Genomic DNA, 18,422 nt, shown 5'->3' with positions numbered 1-18,422 from the left:
AATTCTGGATTAAAGGAGAATAGAAAAGGCAAGAAAACAGGGTAAACTCAGCAGTTATAAAAAAACAGATGAGGTTAACCATGGAAGATATAACAAACTGTTTTGTTTGGTCGATGATTTTTGCAGAGATATAGAGAAAAATTTTGCAGGTAAACTACTGCCAAATGGTAAAAAACCCACAAGAACAACGGAAATTGAGCACTCCGAAATCATGACAATAATCCTGCTATATCAACAATCTCCGTGTAAAAATTTCAAAACTTTCTATCTACATTACCTAACGTTGCTCTACAAATCAGAGTTTCCAAAGTTGCCTTCATATACCAGGTTTGTTGCTCTAAAGCCTAGGGTTTTGTGGCATTTAGCAATGTTGTTGCATTGGCTTTGTGGACAGTCAGAAAACACTGGAATTTCATATATAGACACAACTCCCATTGCAGTTTGTCATGCAAAAAGAATATCCAAAAACAAAGTTTTTGCTGGAATTGCAAAATTAAGCAAGAGTACTTACGGCTGGTTTTTTGGTTTCAAATTACATATGGTAATCAATGAAAATGGTGAAATTCATTCACTTACGCTAACAAAAGGCAATGTTGATGATAGGATACCTGTGCCAAATCTGACGGAAAAATTAACCGGCCTTTTGTTTGGTGACAAAGGTTATATTGCAAAAGAGCTTTTTCAGAAGCTGTTTGACCGAGGTTTGAAACTTGTTACCAAGGTGAAAAAAGGTATGAAAAATGCATTGATTTCGCTAAATGAGAAGATTTTACTGAGAAAAAGGTCTATCATTGAGACTGTTTTTGGTTACCTAAAAAATAGACTAGAAATTGAACACACTCGCCATAGATCCCCTGTTAATTTTTTGGTTCATATCTTTTCTACTCTCATTTCCTATTCCATCAAATCCAAAAAGCCTTCTATTTCCTATACTTTCTTCCTTCCTTAATCCAGAATTCGCGTCATAAGTAAGCGACCATCTGGAAAATATGGAACCCCCTATTCATAGTAATGAGCACGGCCTGAATTAAAATATCTTGAGCTCATTTGCACAATCAATCACTTCAGCATTTGGAAATTGGTTTTTAAACCAGGTATACTGACGTTTCGCGTAGTGTCTTGTGTTTGTTTGAGCAATTTGTATTGCTTCGTCTAAAGTAATCTCACCTTTCAAGTACTTTATAATTTCTGGCACTCCATGTGCTTTCATAGCTGGCAAATGTGGGGCTAGGTTCATGCTAAGTAGCTTTTTTACTTCATCAATTGCTCCATTTTCAATCATTGTAATGAAACGAAAATTTATTTTTCGGTATACATCTTCACGTTTAGGCAGAATTGTATATATCTTAAAATTATTGAATAAAGGAGGCTGTCTATTTTCTTGCCATACAAAGATTGTCTTACCAGTTTCAGTGATAACTTCAAGTGCCCTTGAAAGGCGGTGCGAGTCATTCATGAACACTTTACCTTGAATCCTTGGATCTTTGCTTAGCGCTAATTTGTAAAACTCCTCTTTACTTAAATTTTTTCTTAATTCACTTACATTTCTCCTCACTTCCTGACTTATTTGTGGCATTGATGATAAGCCTTTGATTAAACTGCTGATGTAAAGCCCGCTTCCTCCAGTGATGATAGGTATTTGAGCATTTTCTAATGCGTGATTAACTTCTTTTTCTAAATCCTCTAACCATAGACCCACGGAATAATTTTCTTTTGCTGAGACATAACCATATAGTTTATAAAATACTTCTTGCTTTGGTGGTTGAGCAGTAATTATGGGAATTTCTTTGTATAACTGCTTTGAATCACAATTTATTATGCTGATATTATTATATTTTTTTATCAGGTTATCACACAATTCTGATTTACCTGAGGCCGTAATTCCTGTAATAATTACTATATTATTTTTCATTTATATTAATTTAATTAACATATGATAGAGTGTAGTAAAAATTTTGGTCCTACAATCTAAAGTTTGGAGATTTTTATGGCAGAAAACAACGACAATAATTCATTTATTAAGCGTTTCACAAACAGGACTCCTGGCGGTACAGGGGAAGGTTTTTCCAGCAAGTATTCGTCTCAAAACACCAAAGAACGTGCATTAGGGGAAAAAGGAAAAATTTCTGAATTAGCAGGCAAAAAAACCGAATCCAAGGAAGCTTTTTCTGAAAGTGGCGGCATAAAAAGTAAAAGCAGAACTGTCAATGAAAGATCTTTTGCTGATGCAACAAAAAGAAGTAGATCAGATCTCGTATATTTAGTGCGTGGTAAAGATCGTGGAAAATCAGCGTGGCATTATGTATTAGTTGATAAAGAGAGAAGAGAAATGTTTCTAGCAAAAAGCAGAACTGGCTCTATAGATGTTGCAGACTATGGAGAGATTTTATATTCAGGATGGGGAGAAGATCCACCACAGGAAATAGTTGACAAAGTCAATGAAGAGTTTGGGCTGTAGCAAATCTGCATAACAAATGGTAAGCTGCGTTGTATTATATTCACAAAAACTAGCAGTTACTATATAAGATACAATGCAACAAAACTGATCTAGTTGTTATGAACAAGTTTCTAGCTATATGGTATCTAAAATAATAAATGCAATACAGAACAACTTGTTAGTGTGTTTTCCAACAGAAACAGTGTATGCTCTTGCTTGTAATGCACTAGATAATGAATCTATAGGAAAAATATATCAGATAAAGAAACGCTCTCAGAATAAGCCACTCTCCATATTTGTTAGTGATATTTACAATTTGACAAAAATAGCAAAGCTAGAGAAAAAGTATATTGGTTTAGTAAATCACTTTTCTCCTGGACCAATTACCTACATTTTACCACTTAAAAACAACAACATATTGCCAAACGAATTCTTTAAAGATAGTATAGGCATCAGAATCCCTGAGCATCCTATTGCAATTTCAATATTAAATAAACTGAAAGTTCCAATAGTTGCAACTAGTATAAATATTTCAGGAGAAAAAAGTGTATGTAAGGCAGACGATATACCACAATCCATTAAGCAACATTTATCTGTAGTGATTGAAGATGACGAACTAGTTTCTGGTATAGAATCTACTATTATTGACTTAACCGAAGATAAGATTAAGGTTTTAAGGGAAGGTGCAATTTCATTACAAACAGTAAACAACGCATTTTCAAACTAAGATCTATAGGAGCAAGAATGAAAAAAGTAATAGGTCACAACCAAGCCAAAAAAAAATTAATGAACAACTTGTCTGTTCAGTCTTGGCTGATCTGCGGTAAAAAAGGTATAGGGAAAGCAACATTTGCAAAATCCTTCTCCTATTGGTTTCTTACAAAAAACTATGACGTGGCAGCATTGGACTTACACATTGTTGAAGGTGATACTATCGGAATAGAAAAAGTCAGAGAAATGAAAAACTTTCTACACTTAAGTCCCATTCAATCAGAACACAAAATAGCTATAATAGATAGCTTAGAGGTAATGACTAATAACGCTAAAAACGCAATATTGAAAATATTAGAAGAGTCGCCAAAAAATTCTAAGATATTTATAATTAGCCATAAGCCATATGATATACAAACCACTATCTTGTGTAGGTGCTTTCAGCTGAATTTACTCCTATTAACTTATGATGAAACAAAGCAAGTTGTTTCATCTCAATGTAAATTTGATGATCAAATATTTGATGAAATCATTACTTTATTTCCTGGAATGCCAGGAATGATAATAAATGCAATAAGTAGTGATGCTTATGAAGCATACAAGTGCTTTTATAAATTCCTTCATGATTTAAAGAATCCCAATATGATTAATAAAGTAATTAATAGCGAAATCGAACTAGAACTAGCATCATATATAATTCAGGCCTTCATTTTAGAAAGCATAAAGAGAGAGGTAAATGATGTTGAAATTCTGCTAAGTCAGTGGAAAAAAATAGATGAACTTTTTGTTGTTGCTAAGCAACTCCACTTAGATAAAAAGCATGTTTTAGCTAATGTAGTTAATATCATGACATAAGTTTACGAAATATAATACTTTTAACATAAATTCATGATAAAATCCTGTTAATTTAATACTTGAAACGCGAATTCTGGATTAAGGAAGGAAAAACTGAAGGGAAAATTGAAGGAAAAATTGAAGTTGCAAAAACAATGTTGGCTAATAATGTTGATGTCAACACTATTGTCAAGTTTACTGGCCTTTCTATTAGTGAGATTGAAGAATTAAGTGGAAATTTGTGAGCGGTTACAAATAATTTACCATTTCTTCTGGTTTCACTATCCTTTCAAACTCCTCCTCAGTGAGCAGTTGAAGTTTTGCTGCTGCTTCTTTTAGAGTGATATTTTCTTTATAAGCAAGCTTCGCTATTTTTGCTGCATTGTCGTACCCTATATGCGTATTTAATATAGTGACCAACATCAACGACTGATTCAGTAAATCTTTTATCCTCTCTTCATTTGCTTTAATACCAACTACACATTTTTCTGTAAAATTTAAACTTGCATCAGCTAAAAGTCTTATAGACTGCAAAACATTGTAAATTATCACTGGCTTAAACACGTTCAGTTCAAAATGACCACTTGAGCCACCAATTGTTACAGCAACATGATTTCCCATAACTTGAGTGCATACCATAGTCACCGCTTCACACTGAGTTGGATTCACTTTACCTGGCATAATTGAAGAACCAGGCTCATTTTCCGGTAACATTATTTCCCCAATTCCGCATCTTGGACCAGAACCAAGCAACCTTATATCATTTGCAATTTTCATTAAACTGACTGCTACTGTATTGAGTGTTCCACTGAGCTCAACTAAAGCATCATTTGCTGCTAGTGCTTCAAATTTATTGCCTGCTGAAGTAAATGGAAGATTAGTAATTCCTGCAACTTGCTTTGCAAAATCTTCAGCAAAACCCTTTTTAGTATTGAGTCCCGTGCCAACCGCAGTGCCACCTTGTGCAAGCTCATATATATCACTTAAAGTTGATTTTACTCTCTCTATCCCCTTTTTAATCTGGACTGCATAGCCAGAGAACTCCTGTCCCAGTGTTAGGGGCGTTGCATCTTGCAGATGAGTACGTCCTACTTTTATTATATCTTTAAATTCCTGAACCTTATTATTCAGCCCCTTATGCAATTTTTCAAGATTTGGAATAAGCAAGCAGTTTATTTGCTCTGCTGCTGCTATATGCATTGCTGTTGGAAAGGTATCATTTGACGACTGACCATAATTCACATGATCGTTTGGATGTATCGGAGATTTACTACCCAAATTACCACCTAAAATCTCTATTGCGCGATTGCTGATCACTTCATTCATATTCATATTAGTCTGCGTTCCGGATCCGGTTTGCCAAACAACAAGCGGAAATTCATTATTAAATTTGCCATCTATTACTTCCCTTGCGGCTGTGCAGATTGCGTCCCCTACCTTATTATCTATGCTACCCTGCTTCATGTTAACATGTGCTGCTGCAAGTTTTACTATTGCTAATGCTTTAATCAGAGGCTCTGGCATTTTTTCTGTGCCAATCTTAAAATTTTCTAAAGAACGCTGAGTTTGTGCTCCCCAATAATGTTCACTTGGTACTTTTACTTCCCCTAAGCTGTCTGATTCTATTCTCGTTTTTCTATCCATATTTTCCTTCTTAGCATCATGCAAACTGGTTCACTATATAATTTTTTCATGTCTACTTCTTGGTTAATTAAATCATACTAGATCCAAGTAGTCAAGTGTACGAACATTGCAATTTTCAGGTAACTTGCATGGTAGATGCAAGTAGCTGACACTGGCATCTACCGTCTTAAACATCAAGATAAAAATTATTGTTTTTTATCATAGCATTTAAACAAATGATGATTTTTCTCATTAACGCGAATTCTGGATTAAGGAAGGAAGAAAGTATAGGAAATAGAAGGCTTTTTGGATTTGATGGAATAGGAAATGAGAGTAGAAAAGATATGAACCAAAAAATTAACAGGGGATCTATGGCGAGTGTGTTCAATTTCTAGTCTATTTTTTAGGTAACCAAAAACAGTCTCAATGATAGACCTTTTTCTCAGTAAAATCTTCTCATTTAGCGAAATCAATGCATTTTTCATACCTTTTTTCACCTTGGTAACAAGTTTCAAACCTCGGTCAAACAGCTTCTGAAAAAGCTCTTTTGCAATATAACCTTTGTCACCAAACAAAAGGCCGGTTAATTTTTCCGTCAGATTTGGCACAGGTATCCTATCATCAACATTGCCTTTTGTTAGCGTAAGTGAATGAATTTCACCATTTTCATTGATTACCATATGTAATTTGAAACCAAAAAACCAGCCGTAAGTACTCTTGCTTAATTTTGCAATTCCAGCAAAAACTTTGTTTTTGGATATTCTTTTTGCATGACAAACTGCAATGGGAGTTGTGTCTATATATGAAATTCCAGTGTTTTCTGACTGTCCACAAAGCCAATGCAACAACATTGCTAAATGCCACAAAACCCTAGGCTTTAGAGCAACAAACCTGGTATATGAAGGCAACTTTGGAAACTCTGATTTGTAGAGCAACGTTAGGTAATGTAGATAGAAAGTTTTGAAATTTTTACACGGAGATTGTTGATATAGCAGGATTATTGTCATGATTTCGGAGTGCTCAATTTCCGTTGTTCTTGTGGGTTTTTTACCATTTGGCAGTAGTTTACCTGCAAAATTTTTCTCTATATCTCTGCAAAAATCATCGACCAAACAAAACAGTTTGTTATATCTTCCATGGTTAACCTCATCTGTTTTTTTATAACTGCTGAGTTTACCCTGTTTTCTTGCCTTTTCTATTCTCCTTTAATCCAGAATTCGCGTTAATAGCAGCATTTCTGTCAGACATATAATCTATTTTGAATGTTCTGCTGCATCCTTTTTTGGTAGAACTTTTGTCTTTATATCGTATTTCTTACACAATTTATAAAGTTTGTGCCTATCGTATGCCCTATCTGCATATAATGCTTTTATTTTGTGCTGAAAATTAACTTCTTCAAGCAAATCGCAAGCTCCATAGTGGTCAGAGTAGAAGCCATTACTGTATCTTGCAGCTATAGCTTTTTTACTATTTACACTTAACATAACATGTAACTTTCTTACTTGCTCGTAGCTTCGGTACTTTCTATCTGCACTGTTTTCCTTACTGTGGCCAGGAGTGTTACTGTAAATGCTGATACTTGTGCTATCTATGATAATTTCAATATTTTCCATGTTGCTTTTATCAACCCTGCAATCATTTATCTTAATATTAAGTTTTTTAAACCTTCTTGATGCTTGTGAATAGCTGATAACTGCCAAATTTTTTCCTATTTGTTGCAGATATCCTTTTATAAACCCCACCGTTTGTCTTAAACCAATTCTAAAAAGATTGACAATTATATGCACCAAAATTACGACTTTATCACTGTAAATATAGTTGCCGCCCTGCATTTTTGGACTATTTTCATACCAATTTTCGATAGCTTCATCGATGTAATGAAAAATATTTCCCCTTTTTTCAAGGAATTTGTTATATTCGTTTTGGTTACTGACTTTCATTTTCTGTGGCATATTTTTTCTTCAACAGTTAAATGGTTATTTATAATGAATTTTGTCAGTAGCCACCAGATTTTTTCGGTTGCTATGCAACAAAGCCATCCCAGTGTCACGCACTGGGATGACACCTCTGGGCACTGCCGTCATAAAGGAACCAGTGTCAGCTACTTTCATGACATCAATAATTGATCTCGACTTATCGCCCAACTAGAAAGTTGTACATAGAATGACAGAAGAGACTCGCGTTAGATATTATTTATTTACTTTCGATCTTTTCTATCAATTTTTTAACTAAGCCTCTTAGCTTTTTACTGGATTCATCGAGCTCTTGAATCTGCGAGCTGCGCTCTTTCATTAGTTCCTTATAGTTACCTCTTATGTAGTCAATCATTTCCTTCATCTGAGCAATCATCTTGTTAACATCCATACTGCCCAAATCAGGTATCATGCCAGGCATAGCCCCTTCTAACATACCGCCAGCCATAAGCTGCTGAGACATTTGCATAAATGGTTTTAAAGTCTGATTAAGCAATTCAGGATCCTTGGCTAATTTTTCTATTTGCTCTTTGCAAGTATCCATACACTGCTTCATAAATTCATCTTCTTGTCCTTTGTCTATCATAATATGCCTACCTTAAAATACGTATTCTCTATTATATATCGTTTTTAAATTAAAAACAATACAAAATACCTATCACAATTGCATTAATACTTTTTAAACAATAAAAAATGCTCCTTTGCTTATAAAGGGTCACATACTTTCTTTAACCACTCCTTATCTTTAACGCTATTTTCTAAGTTTTCATAGACAAATTGATGGTAGCCATTTATCCATTCAATTTCATCTTTAGTAAGCATTTGCACATCTATTAGCCTTCTATCATATGGAATAGAGGTCAGTTGTTTAAAGTTTAAGAAACCTTTTTCATGTTTATCAACATACATCAGATTTTCAATTCTTATTCCATACTCTCCCGGAATGTAATAGCCAGGTTCGTTGGATAGTATCATGCCTGGTACTAATTTTACTTTATTACTTTTTGATATTGCTTGTGGTCCTTCGTGCACTGATAAATAGCTTCCTACTCCATGCCCTATACCATGCATATAGTCCATTCCAAATTTCCATAAATGCGTACGTGCCAATATATCCAATTCTCCACCAGTAGCGCCAGAAGGAAAGATGACACTTGCTACAGCAATGTGAGCTTTCAACACTATTGTATAGTGGGTTATTTGCTCATTGGTCGGATTACCAACTACTATAGTTCTTGTCACATCGGTTGTGCCATTAAGGTATTGGCTACCAGAGTCAATCAAATATAGTCCATCTTTCTGAATTACTTTATTTGTTTTACTGCTTGCACGGTAATGAATTATTGCACCATTTTCATTAAATGCGGAAATTGTTGGAAAGCTCAATTGTTTAAACAAATTCTGCTCTTTTCTGTATTCTAAGAGTTTCTCTTCAGCTTCAAGCTCTGTACCAACATTACTTTCAAGCCAATGTAGAAAATTTGTAACTGCTGCTCCATCTTTAATGTGTGCATTTATAGCCCCAGCTATTTCAGTTTGGTTTTTTACTGCTTTATAAATTAGACAAGGATCCTCTCTTTCAATTACCTGCTTATTTTTTATTATAGCCATGATACTCATTGGAGTTGTGCTTGGATCTATGACTATTGAATTTAGCTTACACAGCGAACTTTCTAGCTCACTAATATCAAAAATATTTATATGATTGCCTAAATTTGCTTCTATAGTTGAATGTTCTTTATCTTGAATAAACAAATCAACATTACCGCTTTTATACAATATAGCACGGCCCAATATACATGGAGTATATTTAGCATTTTCATTTCTTAAATTTAATAACCATGAAATTGAATTTGGATCAGTTAAAAGCACTGCTTCAGCTTCTTTATCTATGCTTTTAGCGACTTTTTCACATTTGTCCTTACTACTTTCACCAGCATATTTAATAGAATGTAAAACCACTGCTTGTTTTCGATAGTCACTTTTTTTTCCAGCTAAACAGGGTATTAATTTACAGATATTCTCATACTTTCTTATATCTTCTATGGTAAAATATTGCAAATAATAACCTAGTGAGGCAGTCGATGTTAAGTTTGCTTTTATCCATTCGCGTGGATCCTCTTCTTGTATATTATATACTTGAAAATTGCCCCGATCGAGCTGATTGCGAGCTTGTGTGATATAGCGTCCATCTGTAAAAAATGGACACTTGTTGTTTTTTGTGACAATGAGCAGCCCATTTGTTCCTGTGAAGCCACATAACTTAGTTAGCTCCTCTGAATACTCATCTTTAGTATGCAACATAAATGCGTCAACATTTGTTTCACGCATAAAAGATCGAAATTCTTCGATTTTTGACATAGAACACCTCATACAAAATTAGCAGCCACTTTCGTTTTCCTGTTTCTCAAATACACTAATATGCTCACTATCGCTGCAGGAGTGATGCCTTGTATTCGCTTTGCAATGCCAATCGTCGCTGGTTTTATCGTCTGCAACTTTTCTATTACTTCACTTGACAGGCCTTTAACTTGTGAATAGTTGAAATCAATTGGAATTTGAGTGTTAATTTCCTCTCGTAAAAACTTCATATCCGCTTCTTGCCTTATTAGATAAGGTTTGTATTTTGCTTCAATTTCAACCGCTTCGCATATTTCATTCTTAGCTCTATTATCCGCTTTGGTGTGTCCCATTTTGCCATTCCAGCGCGTGACGCTGCTTAACTCCGGCCATATTTCTTGTAATTTATTCCAGTCGATATTTGGGTAGCTAAGTAAATCTAGTGCCGTTTTTCTTATCCCATCATAAGATATTTTGATACCATAAGACCTAAGCTGCTCAGGAGTAATCGTCAGACTCCCTAACTTCTCTTCAAGCTGCTTAATGGATTCAAGTTTATTCTGTAAAACAGAGTATCTCTCATGCGAAACAAGGGAAATATCATAACCTTTTTGTGTTAATCTTCTATCTGCATTGTCTGACCTGATAGCTAGCCTATATTCTGCACGTGAGGTAAATAATCTATAAGGCTCGATCACCCCTTTGGTGACCAAATCGTCTATCATTACACCGATATATGAGTCTGTGCGGTGAAGAACAAAGCTTTCTTTTTTGCCAGATGAGGAGAGTGCTGCGTTAATTCCGGCGATAATTCCTTGCCCTGCTGCTTCTTCATATCCAGTAGTGCCATTAATTTGGCCAGCAAAATATAGGCCTTTAACTTTCTTAGTTTCGAGAGTATGGCTTAGTTCTCGTGGATCAATATAGTCATACTCAACTGCATATCCAGACTTCAATATTTCTGCATTTTCAAGTCCCTTGACACTCTTTATCATTTCACGCTGCACTTCAATAGGCAATGAATTTGAAATTCCGTTCGGGTATACAGTATCATCATTCAGGCCTTCTGGCTCTAGAAATATTTGATGACTACTTTTTTCTGCAAATTTTTTAACTTTAACTTCAATTGATGGGCAGTATCTTGGTGCTATAATATCATCCAAATATGAAGAAGCTGATCTGTGCAGATTCTCTCTAATTATTTTATGTGTGTTTTCATTAGTATGGGTAATAAAGCATGATACCTGAGGTTGGTTAATTTTTTCTGTGAGATAAGAAAACGGCACAGGTGGATTATCACCCACTTGTTCTTGCAATATTGACCAGTTTATAGTATTACGATCAAGCCTTGGTGGAGTTCCGGTACGCAGTCTACCTAATTTAAAATTATATTTCTTCAACGTATTTGCAAGTTCTACGGCAGACTTATCTCCCATTCTCCCTGAAGGAGTTGCTTGCTCTCCTATATGAATCACACCTTGCAGGAAAGTTCCTGTAGTTAGAACAACTTTACTTGTTAGTATACTTTCACCAGAACTTATTATTACAGCTTTAATATACGGTTCTCCATTGCTATTACTTTCTATAAGAAAATCGTCAACCGACTCTTCTTTTACTGTCAAATTGTTATAATTTAGAATGATTTCCTGTATTGCTTGCTTGTATAATTTTCGATCTGCCTGTGCACGTGGTCCCCACACCGCTGCACCTCTGCTGCTATTTAAAATGACTGAGTGTATGCTTGCTTGATCGATTGCTCTTCCCATTATTCCATCAAGAGCGTCAACTTCCCTGACTACAACGCCCTTTGCAACTCCTCCGATTGCTGGATTGCAGGACATTTCCCCTATAGTTGAAATTTTATGAGTTATAAGCAGCGTGTTTGCACCAAGGCGAGCTGCCGCTGCAGCCGCTTCGCACCCTGCATGACCTCCACCCACTACCACTACGTCATATTTATGCATGCTTTTTAAGTAATTCGTACCCTACTAATATTCCAACTATTAGCGGTTAATGTCAAATTTTATAGTGATACCTCTCCTGTTACTCCGTACTGCACATACAACTATACGCACATTCGTTTTTGCTAAGGTAATTCGCACGACAAATGATGTCATGCCAGTGCTTGACACTGGCATCTACCGTCTTAAACATCAAGATAAAAATTATTGTTTTTTATCATAGCATTTAAACAAATGATGATTTTTCTCATTACAGCAACTAAAGCGACTTTGCCAGAGTCAACTAAACGCTGGTAAAATACTTTCATTTTTTTATTATGACGCATTGCAACCACAGCAGACATGTATAATGCTTTTCACGCGAATTCTGGATTAAGGAAGGAAGAAAGTATAGGAAATAGAAGGCTTTTTGGATTTGATGGAATAGGAAATGAGAGTAGAAAAGATATGAACCAAAAAATTAACAGGGGATCTATGGCGAGTGTGTTCAATTTCTAGTCTATTTTTTAGGTAACCAAAAACAGTCTCAATGATAGACCTTTTTCTCAGTAAAATCTTCTCATTTAGCGAAATCAATGCATTTTTCATACCTTTTTTCACCTTGGTAACAAGTTTCAAACCTCGGTCAAACAGCTTCTGAAAAAGCTCTTTTGCAATATAACCTTTGTCACCAAACAAAAGGCCGGTTAATTTTTCCGTCAGATTTGGCACAGGTATCCTATCATCAACATTGCCTTTTGTTAGCGTAAGTGAATGAATTTCACCATTTTCATTGATTACCATATGTAATTTGAAACCAAAAAACCAGCCGTAAGTACTCTTGCTTAATTTTGCAATTCCAGCAAAAACTTTGTTTTTGGATATTCTTTTTGCATGACAAACTGCAATGGGAGTTGTGTCTATATATGAAATTCCAGTGTTTTCTGACTGTCCACAAAGCCAATGCAACAACATTGCTAAATGCCACAAAACCCTAGGCTTTAGAGCAACAAACCTGGTATATGAAGGCAACTTTGGAAACTCTGATTTGTAGAGCAACGTTAGGTAATGTAGATAGAAAGTTTTGAAATTTTTACACGGAGATTGTTGATATAGCAGGATTATTGTCATGATTTCGGAGTGCTCAATTTCCGTTGTTCTTGTGGGTTTTTTACCATTTGGCAGTAGTTTACCTGCAAAATTTTTCTCTATATCTCTGCAAAAATCATCGACCAAACAAAACAGTTTGTTATATCTTCCATGGTTAACCTCATCTGTTTTTTTATAACTGCTGAGTTTACCCTGTTTTCTTGCCTTTTCTATTCTCCTTTAATCCAGAATTCGCGTTCTAAGTGGCATTATATAAGGTGGTTAACGGCATAAATTTCAATGGTAATAAAATAAATTAAAAAAGCGCCTTTTTGCCTGTGGTTAGAAGGTTTAAGCGAATTTTCGACGTGGTTTATCTGCTTTCCCAACAACGAAGGTTGATATCAAGAGGAGATTTACATACCATTAATCACCTTGTATGATTGCATTTTCAACACTTATGGATGACACCCCTTTGTGTTTTAGGCAAAACCGGCTATAACACTTAACATACTGACTTTGTAAACAAATGTTCATGCAGCTATGTGCTGCACACTGGAATAACAGAAAAGCTTACTTGGTTAGTTTAAACTGGCTCATACCCCTTCTCTTTTGAAGAAAAACACTCAACTATAGGTGATATAATATATTCATTCACTTTTTTAGCAGTAGATATTATAGCCGCGTTTGCAAGCAACCCTGCAATTGGCGCTATGACTCCTATTGTTGCACCTACTAAAGCTGCAGAGCCCATTCCAAGCATTGCACCAGGAAAAATAGCAGTTGCGGCTGCAGCAAGACCAACTCCAATTGCAGCGCTTGCAACGCATAAAACGGCCATCTCGAAAAGATCTTTTTTGGAGAATTTTCCTTCTTGTACACTACCGCATATAATACATGCAGCGAGTAATATTGCATGAATGGCGGCAATAATTCCACCTATAACCAAAGGTGACAAAGCTGTAAAACTCAATCCCAAACCTGTCAATGCTCCTATTACTGATACTATACCACAAGCTATTAAAAATTCTTTCATACACCCTCCATAATTAATTTGATATGTTACCATTTGTTCATATCTCCGTCAAGCAGAAAATTTTAGTGGGGCGAGCGACCAGGATCGAACTGGCGACATTCAGTACCACAAACTGACGCTCTACCAACTGAGCTACGCCCGCCAAGATATAAAATATCTAACATACGAGCACAAATAGTCAATTGATTATTTAACTCTCCTTTTGTAGAGGGTTTTAAGTTTAGCCAATAAATATTTTCATTGATACTTTTACCATTATAGTTAATTGTATTGACACTAATGAAGTAGTGGTATGTTTAAAAGTATTTTCACATTTAGTTTTTTTACGGCTATTTCAAGGATCTCAGGGTTAATAAGAGATGTATTGATTGCTACGGTTATTGGCGCAAACTCTCTTGCAGACATGTTTTTTTCTTCGTTTCGTTTTGCCAATCTATTTCGAGCATTTTTTGCAGAAGGAGCGTTCACTACCTCATTCATACCGTTATACTCAGCAGAATCACATGATAATAAGAAGGCATTTAATTTTGCAAGTAGTGTAATATCCATTACGTTTATTATCTTAGTAATTTTTTGCCTTATCATGCAAACTTTTTCCCCTTATATGATTCAAATTTTTGCTCCTGGATTTGACCAAAGTAAGTTTATCCTTACTGTTACTTTATCAAGAAGTATGATGCCCTACATAATTTTTGTGTCAATTGCATCACTTATTGGTGGAATGCTGCAAGTAAAGCAGCATTTTGCTTCAACAGCTATTGCACCAATTGTTTTGAATCTCTGTTTAATCATCAGTTTGTTTGTGCCTTACGTAAAAACTCCAGCGCACAACCTTTCTATAGCTGTGCTGATCGGAGGGATTTTACAGTTACTTCTGATACTGTTTAGTGCATACAAGTTAAAGGCAGCTTTTTCTTTTAGCCTTGAATTAAGCAATGAAATAAGGTTGTTTTTTAAGCGTGTGATACCTGCAATTATCAACAATTGTGTAACTCAAATAAGCTTATGGATTGATACAATCATGGCGAGTTTTATACCAAATGCGGTGTCCTATATATATTATGCCGATAGACTAAATCAACTACCGCAGGGAATAATCGGTACTGCAATTGGTACAGTGCTTCTTCCTTTAATTTCAAAACAGGTGAATAATACTGAAAATATAGTCAAAATACAGAACAAGGCTCTCAACATAGGATTAATGTTAATTATGCCAACAACTGCTGCCTTTATCATTATTCCCGACATAATTTTACTTACGCTTTTTTCTTACGGCCGGTTTGATCATTATGCAGTGCAGCAAACTGCTCCCACGTTAATAGCATTTTCTCTTTCTTTACCTGCATTTATTATAAATAAAGTATTGCTACCTACATTTTTTGCTAAAGGCAATCTGAAAATACCAACTATGTTTTCACTAATGTGTCTTGGAATTAATGTAGTACTAAACCTTTTGTTAATGAACGAGTATCAGCATACGGGGATTGCTATTGCTACTTCTGTTTCCACTTGGATAAATTCTATTCTATTAATTAGTTATTTAACAATAAATAAAATGTATAAGGTTAGCCAAGCGTTATTGTTAAATATCATGAAAATTTTTGTAGCAACGGTAGTTATGTCAATAGTTCTTTATTTTGCTAATTCCTTATCGGCAGGATTATTTTTTGATAAAATGTTGGCTCGTATCGTTTATTTAACGACTTTAATAGCTTTGAGTGTTATTGTTTATTTTGGTATTCTTTACCTAACTTTTAGAGGAAGTTTGAAAACATGTATAAATGTAATCTGAAGGTACAACAAATGGTGTCATCCCAGTGCTTGACACTGGGATGACAGGAAAAAGGTGAACTGGGATGACAAGACGAAAGGATGCTGGAATGAGAGGTCTACTATGAGACTTTCTTTATATGCCATATTATCAATCTCGTTGCTATTAATTCTCATGCACGTTGCTGCAACTTTTAAGGATTGGAGTGGCTACAGGAAATATATCATAAAAGAGTTGGAGAGGACGTATGATGCTAAAGTGCATATTGGAGGGAAAGTTAAAGTTTCATTGATTACCCCAAAGCTCACTATCTATAATGTATATATACAATACAACGAAAATAAAGAGCAAAAGTTGTCAGATTTAATTAGTGTAAGAAAAATTGAGGTAAAACCGTCACTCCTATCGTTGTTTTTATTTTCGTTGCAACCAAAGTCAATCACATTGTTTGGTATGAAAAGCAACAAAGAAAATTTACTTAATATTATAAATACAAAAGCCAGTGGTAACACAGTCGATATAGTAATAAAAGACAGCCAAGTAAGTTTTAAGAGTGATTTCGCTGATATTGTTAACATAAAGGAGGTTGCTGTAAAAAAAAATAGGCAATTCTCCGGTAAAGTAAAGGTAGGTGATAATAATTACGATTTTTCAGGAAAGGTTGATATCACAAAAAAGAATGTACACATTAGTGTTGAATCAAATTTTGTAAATTTGCTATTTACAGGTAATAGAAATCAAGAAGAACTCCAGGGTAATTTAACATTAACAATTAATAACAGTTCCGGTTCTGTGAGTGATTTAGCAAAAATCATTAATCTTAGCTTTCTCTCTTGTGTTATTCCTAGCGAAAATATCAAGATATCATCCAATATAAGTCTTAATGAAAGTGAGTTTACGGCAACTGACTTAAAAATTGATTCCAAAAGCATGCAAGCCAGTGGTACAATACAAAATGATAGAAAAGGCAATCACACTAATCTCAATATTAGCTTCAGTAAAGTTGACTTAGATTCCATACAAGACAATTCACAAAAAACAACGAATATAAAAGACCTTCTGGAATGTTTTAGAGCAGTTGTGCCAAAGAACTTGAGCTTAAATTTTAATATGGAAGCTTCTAACATTCAATATCAAAACAAAATATTGGACAATTTCCGTGCTGTACTAAAATCCACTAATGGCAAAGTAAAAGTTAATACGCTTCTCAAATTTCCTGGAATCAATAATATATCTTATTTATCAGGAGAGATCTCAAACAATAATGCCCTATCTGAATTCAACGGTGATTTGTTAGTAGAAGGAAATGATTTTGAGTCGTTCATTTCATGTTTTTTCCCTTCTATAAAGATGAAAGAAAACCAGAAAAATCAATTTACACTAAGTTCTAAACTGCACCTTGCACCAAGAATATTATCTATCTCAGACATTAGACTGCTAAATAATAAGGAATCCTTGCAAGGATCAATTAGAGTAAGCCACACAAAAAAACGCAGTGTGATCGATGGTGAATTTAGCATGCATAATCTTGATGCAGATAAATATGATCATTCATTATTTAGCAGTTTATCTAAAATGCAATGGCTGAAAAATTTTCAGTATGATGCAAATATAAAGGCCAGTGTTAATAACCTTACATTGAATGATACGAAAATTAAAAATTTAGATTTTTTGCTGAAAATGGAAAAAGGTAAGCTAGTTGCAGATAAAATAAAACTATCTGGTGAAGATTTCGATATTACCGGTAATGTAAAAATATTAGTAGATCAAAAATACGCCAAACCTTTATTAGATGTGAACCTCACGGGCAGTAAATTTAATGGAAATATCTTTAAATTACCGAATTTAGTAGAGGTAAAAAGAAATTCAAGAAATGAGATAGATCAAATTCAATGGTCAACAAAGCAGCTTGATTTTTTGGATGACAAAAAAGGCTTTGATGCAAATGTGCAAATCAATACTACAGAATTTAAAACCGAGCAGAATGTTTTGAAAGATTTTAATTTGGATGCGGTAATGAGAAACAACACTATCACTATCAGGCAGGCGAGTTACGTATTAGAACGCGGGCAAGTGTTTTTTCAGGGTTATTTAAGATCAGACTCAATAAATACAAGGTTTTCTATTGTAAATTTGGACACTAAAAAGATTGGTAAGGTTATAGGAATTGACAATGTAAATGGTCAGGTAAGCTTAAATGGTGAAATCAAAACTCAAGGAAAAAGTTTTCATGATTGGGCTAGTAACTTATCAGGAGATGTAAATTTACAAGCGCAGGGAATAGAATTTACTAATGTGGATTTTAATTCATTTATCACTAATTTGTTAAGCAGTAAGAATAAATCTGAAATTTCCACATTTGCTTATGTTGATATATATAATGGCAAGACATTTTTTGAAAATATTAGCGGAAAAGCAAGTATTAAGAGTGGTATATGTTCAACTAGTTTACAATTCGGGATTGATCAAGCATCAGGGTCAATCTCTTCTAATTTAACCTTATCTAACTTCACTTTAAATTCTATATTCAGGTTCTTTTTCATACCACCAGGTTATAGTAATCCAATCTATATCGATATGCATTTGGATGGCCCTATTTGGCGTCCTAAGATGAGTTTTGATGTAGACCAAATCTTCACCGCTTTAGTTAGCAAGAGAAATGGTTGAT

General features: G+C 34.7%; 17 protein-coding genes, 1 tRNA gene and 1 pseudogene. 8 read left to right on the top strand and 11 right to left on the bottom strand.

The genetic code is table 11. The features are described 5' to 3' along the window. The first annotated feature begins 97 nt into the window (after nucleotides 1–97). A complete protein-coding gene (locus tag AAGD95_RS06170) occupies nucleotides 98–949 on the top strand; it encodes an IS982 family transposase (protein WP_410542088.1) in 852 nt (283 codons plus the stop codon). Between the two features lie 78 nt (nucleotides 950–1,027). On the opposite strand, the gene miaA is transcribed toward AAGD95_RS06170, so the two are convergent. Beyond that, nucleotides 1,028–1,912: a tRNA (adenosine(37)-N6)-dimethylallyltransferase MiaA gene (miaA, locus tag AAGD95_RS06165; protein ID WP_341818485.1), complete on the bottom strand. Its 885-nt coding sequence runs from the start codon at nucleotides 1,910–1,912 to the stop codon at nucleotides 1,028–1,030. Between the two features lie 75 nt (nucleotides 1,913–1,987). Here miaA and AAGD95_RS06160 point away from each other — a divergent pair, with 75 nt between their 5' ends. The 4 genes and pseudogenes from AAGD95_RS06160 to AAGD95_RS06145 all read left to right on the top strand — a co-directional run. Continuing rightward, the gene (locus tag AAGD95_RS06160; RefSeq protein WP_265034860.1) at nucleotides 1,988–2,458 is read left to right on the top strand and encodes a hypothetical protein; all 471 of its coding nucleotides are present in this window, start codon (nucleotides 1,988–1,990) and stop codon (nucleotides 2,456–2,458) included. 118 nt (nucleotides 2,459–2,576) lie between these two features. Beyond that, nucleotides 2,577–3,164, top strand: a complete 588-nt coding sequence (locus AAGD95_RS06155) for an L-threonylcarbamoyladenylate synthase (protein ID WP_265026062.1) — start codon at nucleotides 2,577–2,579, stop codon at nucleotides 3,162–3,164. A 17-nt stretch (nucleotides 3,165–3,181) separates the two neighbouring features. Then, a complete protein-coding gene (locus AAGD95_RS06150; protein ID WP_341818484.1) occupies nucleotides 3,182–4,003 on the top strand; it encodes a DNA polymerase III subunit delta' in 822 nt (273 codons plus the stop codon). An 80-nt stretch (nucleotides 4,004–4,083) separates the two neighbouring features. Then, nucleotides 4,084–4,227: pseudogene (locus AAGD95_RS06145) on the top strand (transposase); the annotation flags it as partial. A gap of 4 nt (nucleotides 4,228–4,231) precedes the next feature. Here AAGD95_RS06145 and fumC read toward each other — a convergent pair. From fumC to AAGD95_RS06105, 8 genes are all read right to left on the bottom strand, one after another. Next, the gene (fumC, locus tag AAGD95_RS06140) at nucleotides 4,232–5,626 is read right to left on the bottom strand and encodes a class II fumarate hydratase (protein ID WP_341818483.1); all 1,395 of its coding nucleotides are present in this window, start codon (nucleotides 5,624–5,626) and stop codon (nucleotides 4,232–4,234) included. Between the two features lie 248 nt (nucleotides 5,627–5,874). Next, nucleotides 5,875–6,726: an IS982 family transposase gene (locus tag AAGD95_RS06135; protein WP_410542088.1), complete on the bottom strand. Its 852-nt coding sequence runs from the start codon at nucleotides 6,724–6,726 to the stop codon at nucleotides 5,875–5,877. A 132-nt stretch (nucleotides 6,727–6,858) separates the two neighbouring features. Further along, nucleotides 6,859–7,557, bottom strand: a complete 699-nt coding sequence (locus AAGD95_RS06130; protein WP_341818201.1) for a transposase — start codon at nucleotides 7,555–7,557, stop codon at nucleotides 6,859–6,861. 241 nt (nucleotides 7,558–7,798) lie between these two features. Beyond that, complete coding sequence (locus AAGD95_RS06125) at nucleotides 7,799–8,164, bottom strand: hypothetical protein (protein ID WP_341818482.1); 366 nt, start codon at nucleotides 8,162–8,164, stop codon at nucleotides 7,799–7,801. A 119-nt stretch (nucleotides 8,165–8,283) separates the two neighbouring features. Next, a complete protein-coding gene (locus AAGD95_RS06120) occupies nucleotides 8,284–9,939 on the bottom strand; it encodes an aminopeptidase P family protein (protein ID WP_341818481.1) in 1,656 nt (551 codons plus the stop codon). 8 nt (nucleotides 9,940–9,947) lie between these two features. Continuing rightward, nucleotides 9,948–11,882 carry a tRNA uridine-5-carboxymethylaminomethyl(34) synthesis enzyme MnmG gene (gene mnmG, locus AAGD95_RS06115; RefSeq protein WP_341818480.1) on the bottom strand — a complete coding sequence of 645 codons (1,935 nt, stop codon included), beginning with the start codon at nucleotides 11,880–11,882 and terminating at the stop codon, nucleotides 9,948–9,950. 182 nt (nucleotides 11,883–12,064) lie between these two features. Beyond that, entirely contained in the window at nucleotides 12,065–12,223 is a 159-nt protein-coding gene (locus AAGD95_RS06110; protein ID WP_341818479.1) for a hypothetical protein, read from the bottom strand. 28 nt (nucleotides 12,224–12,251) lie between these two features. Then, on the bottom strand, nucleotides 12,252–13,103 hold the full coding sequence (locus AAGD95_RS06105) for an IS982 family transposase (protein ID WP_410542088.1): 852 nt from the start codon (nucleotides 13,101–13,103) through the stop codon (nucleotides 12,252–12,254). 15 nt (nucleotides 13,104–13,118) lie between these two features. Here AAGD95_RS06105 and AAGD95_RS06100 point away from each other — a divergent pair, with 15 nt between their 5' ends. Continuing rightward, on the top strand, nucleotides 13,119–13,241 hold the full coding sequence (locus AAGD95_RS06100) for a hypothetical protein (protein ID WP_341818478.1): 123 nt from the start codon (nucleotides 13,119–13,121) through the stop codon (nucleotides 13,239–13,241). A gap of 292 nt (nucleotides 13,242–13,533) precedes the next feature. On the opposite strand, the gene AAGD95_RS06095 is transcribed toward AAGD95_RS06100, so the two are convergent. Both AAGD95_RS06095 and AAGD95_RS06090 read right to left on the bottom strand, forming a co-directional pair. Next, entirely contained in the window at nucleotides 13,534–13,896 is a 363-nt protein-coding gene (locus AAGD95_RS06095; RefSeq protein ID WP_341818477.1) for a hypothetical protein, read from the bottom strand. A 153-nt stretch (nucleotides 13,897–14,049) separates the two neighbouring features. Further along, nucleotides 14,050–14,125, bottom strand: a tRNA-His gene (locus tag AAGD95_RS06090). Nucleotides 14,126–14,275: 150 nt separating this feature from the next. On the opposite strand from AAGD95_RS06090, the gene murJ reads away from it, so the two are divergent. Both murJ and AAGD95_RS06080 read left to right on the top strand, forming a co-directional pair. Then, nucleotides 14,276–15,775 carry a murein biosynthesis integral membrane protein MurJ gene (gene murJ / locus AAGD95_RS06085; protein WP_341818476.1) on the top strand — a complete coding sequence of 500 codons (1,500 nt, stop codon included), beginning with the start codon at nucleotides 14,276–14,278 and terminating at the stop codon, nucleotides 15,773–15,775. Nucleotides 15,776–15,877: 102 nt separating this feature from the next. Next, complete coding sequence (locus AAGD95_RS06080; protein ID WP_341818858.1) at nucleotides 15,878–18,421, top strand: AsmA-like C-terminal region-containing protein; 2,544 nt, start codon at nucleotides 15,878–15,880, stop codon at nucleotides 18,419–18,421. The last annotated feature ends 1 nt before the right edge of the window (nucleotide 18,422 follow it).

It is taken from the genome of Wolbachia endosymbiont (group B) of Ennomos erosarius, assembly GCF_964026905.1.
GTDB lineage: Bacteria > Pseudomonadota > Alphaproteobacteria > Rickettsiales > Anaplasmataceae > Wolbachia.
This window is presented reverse-complemented; position numbering and strand designations above follow the sequence as displayed.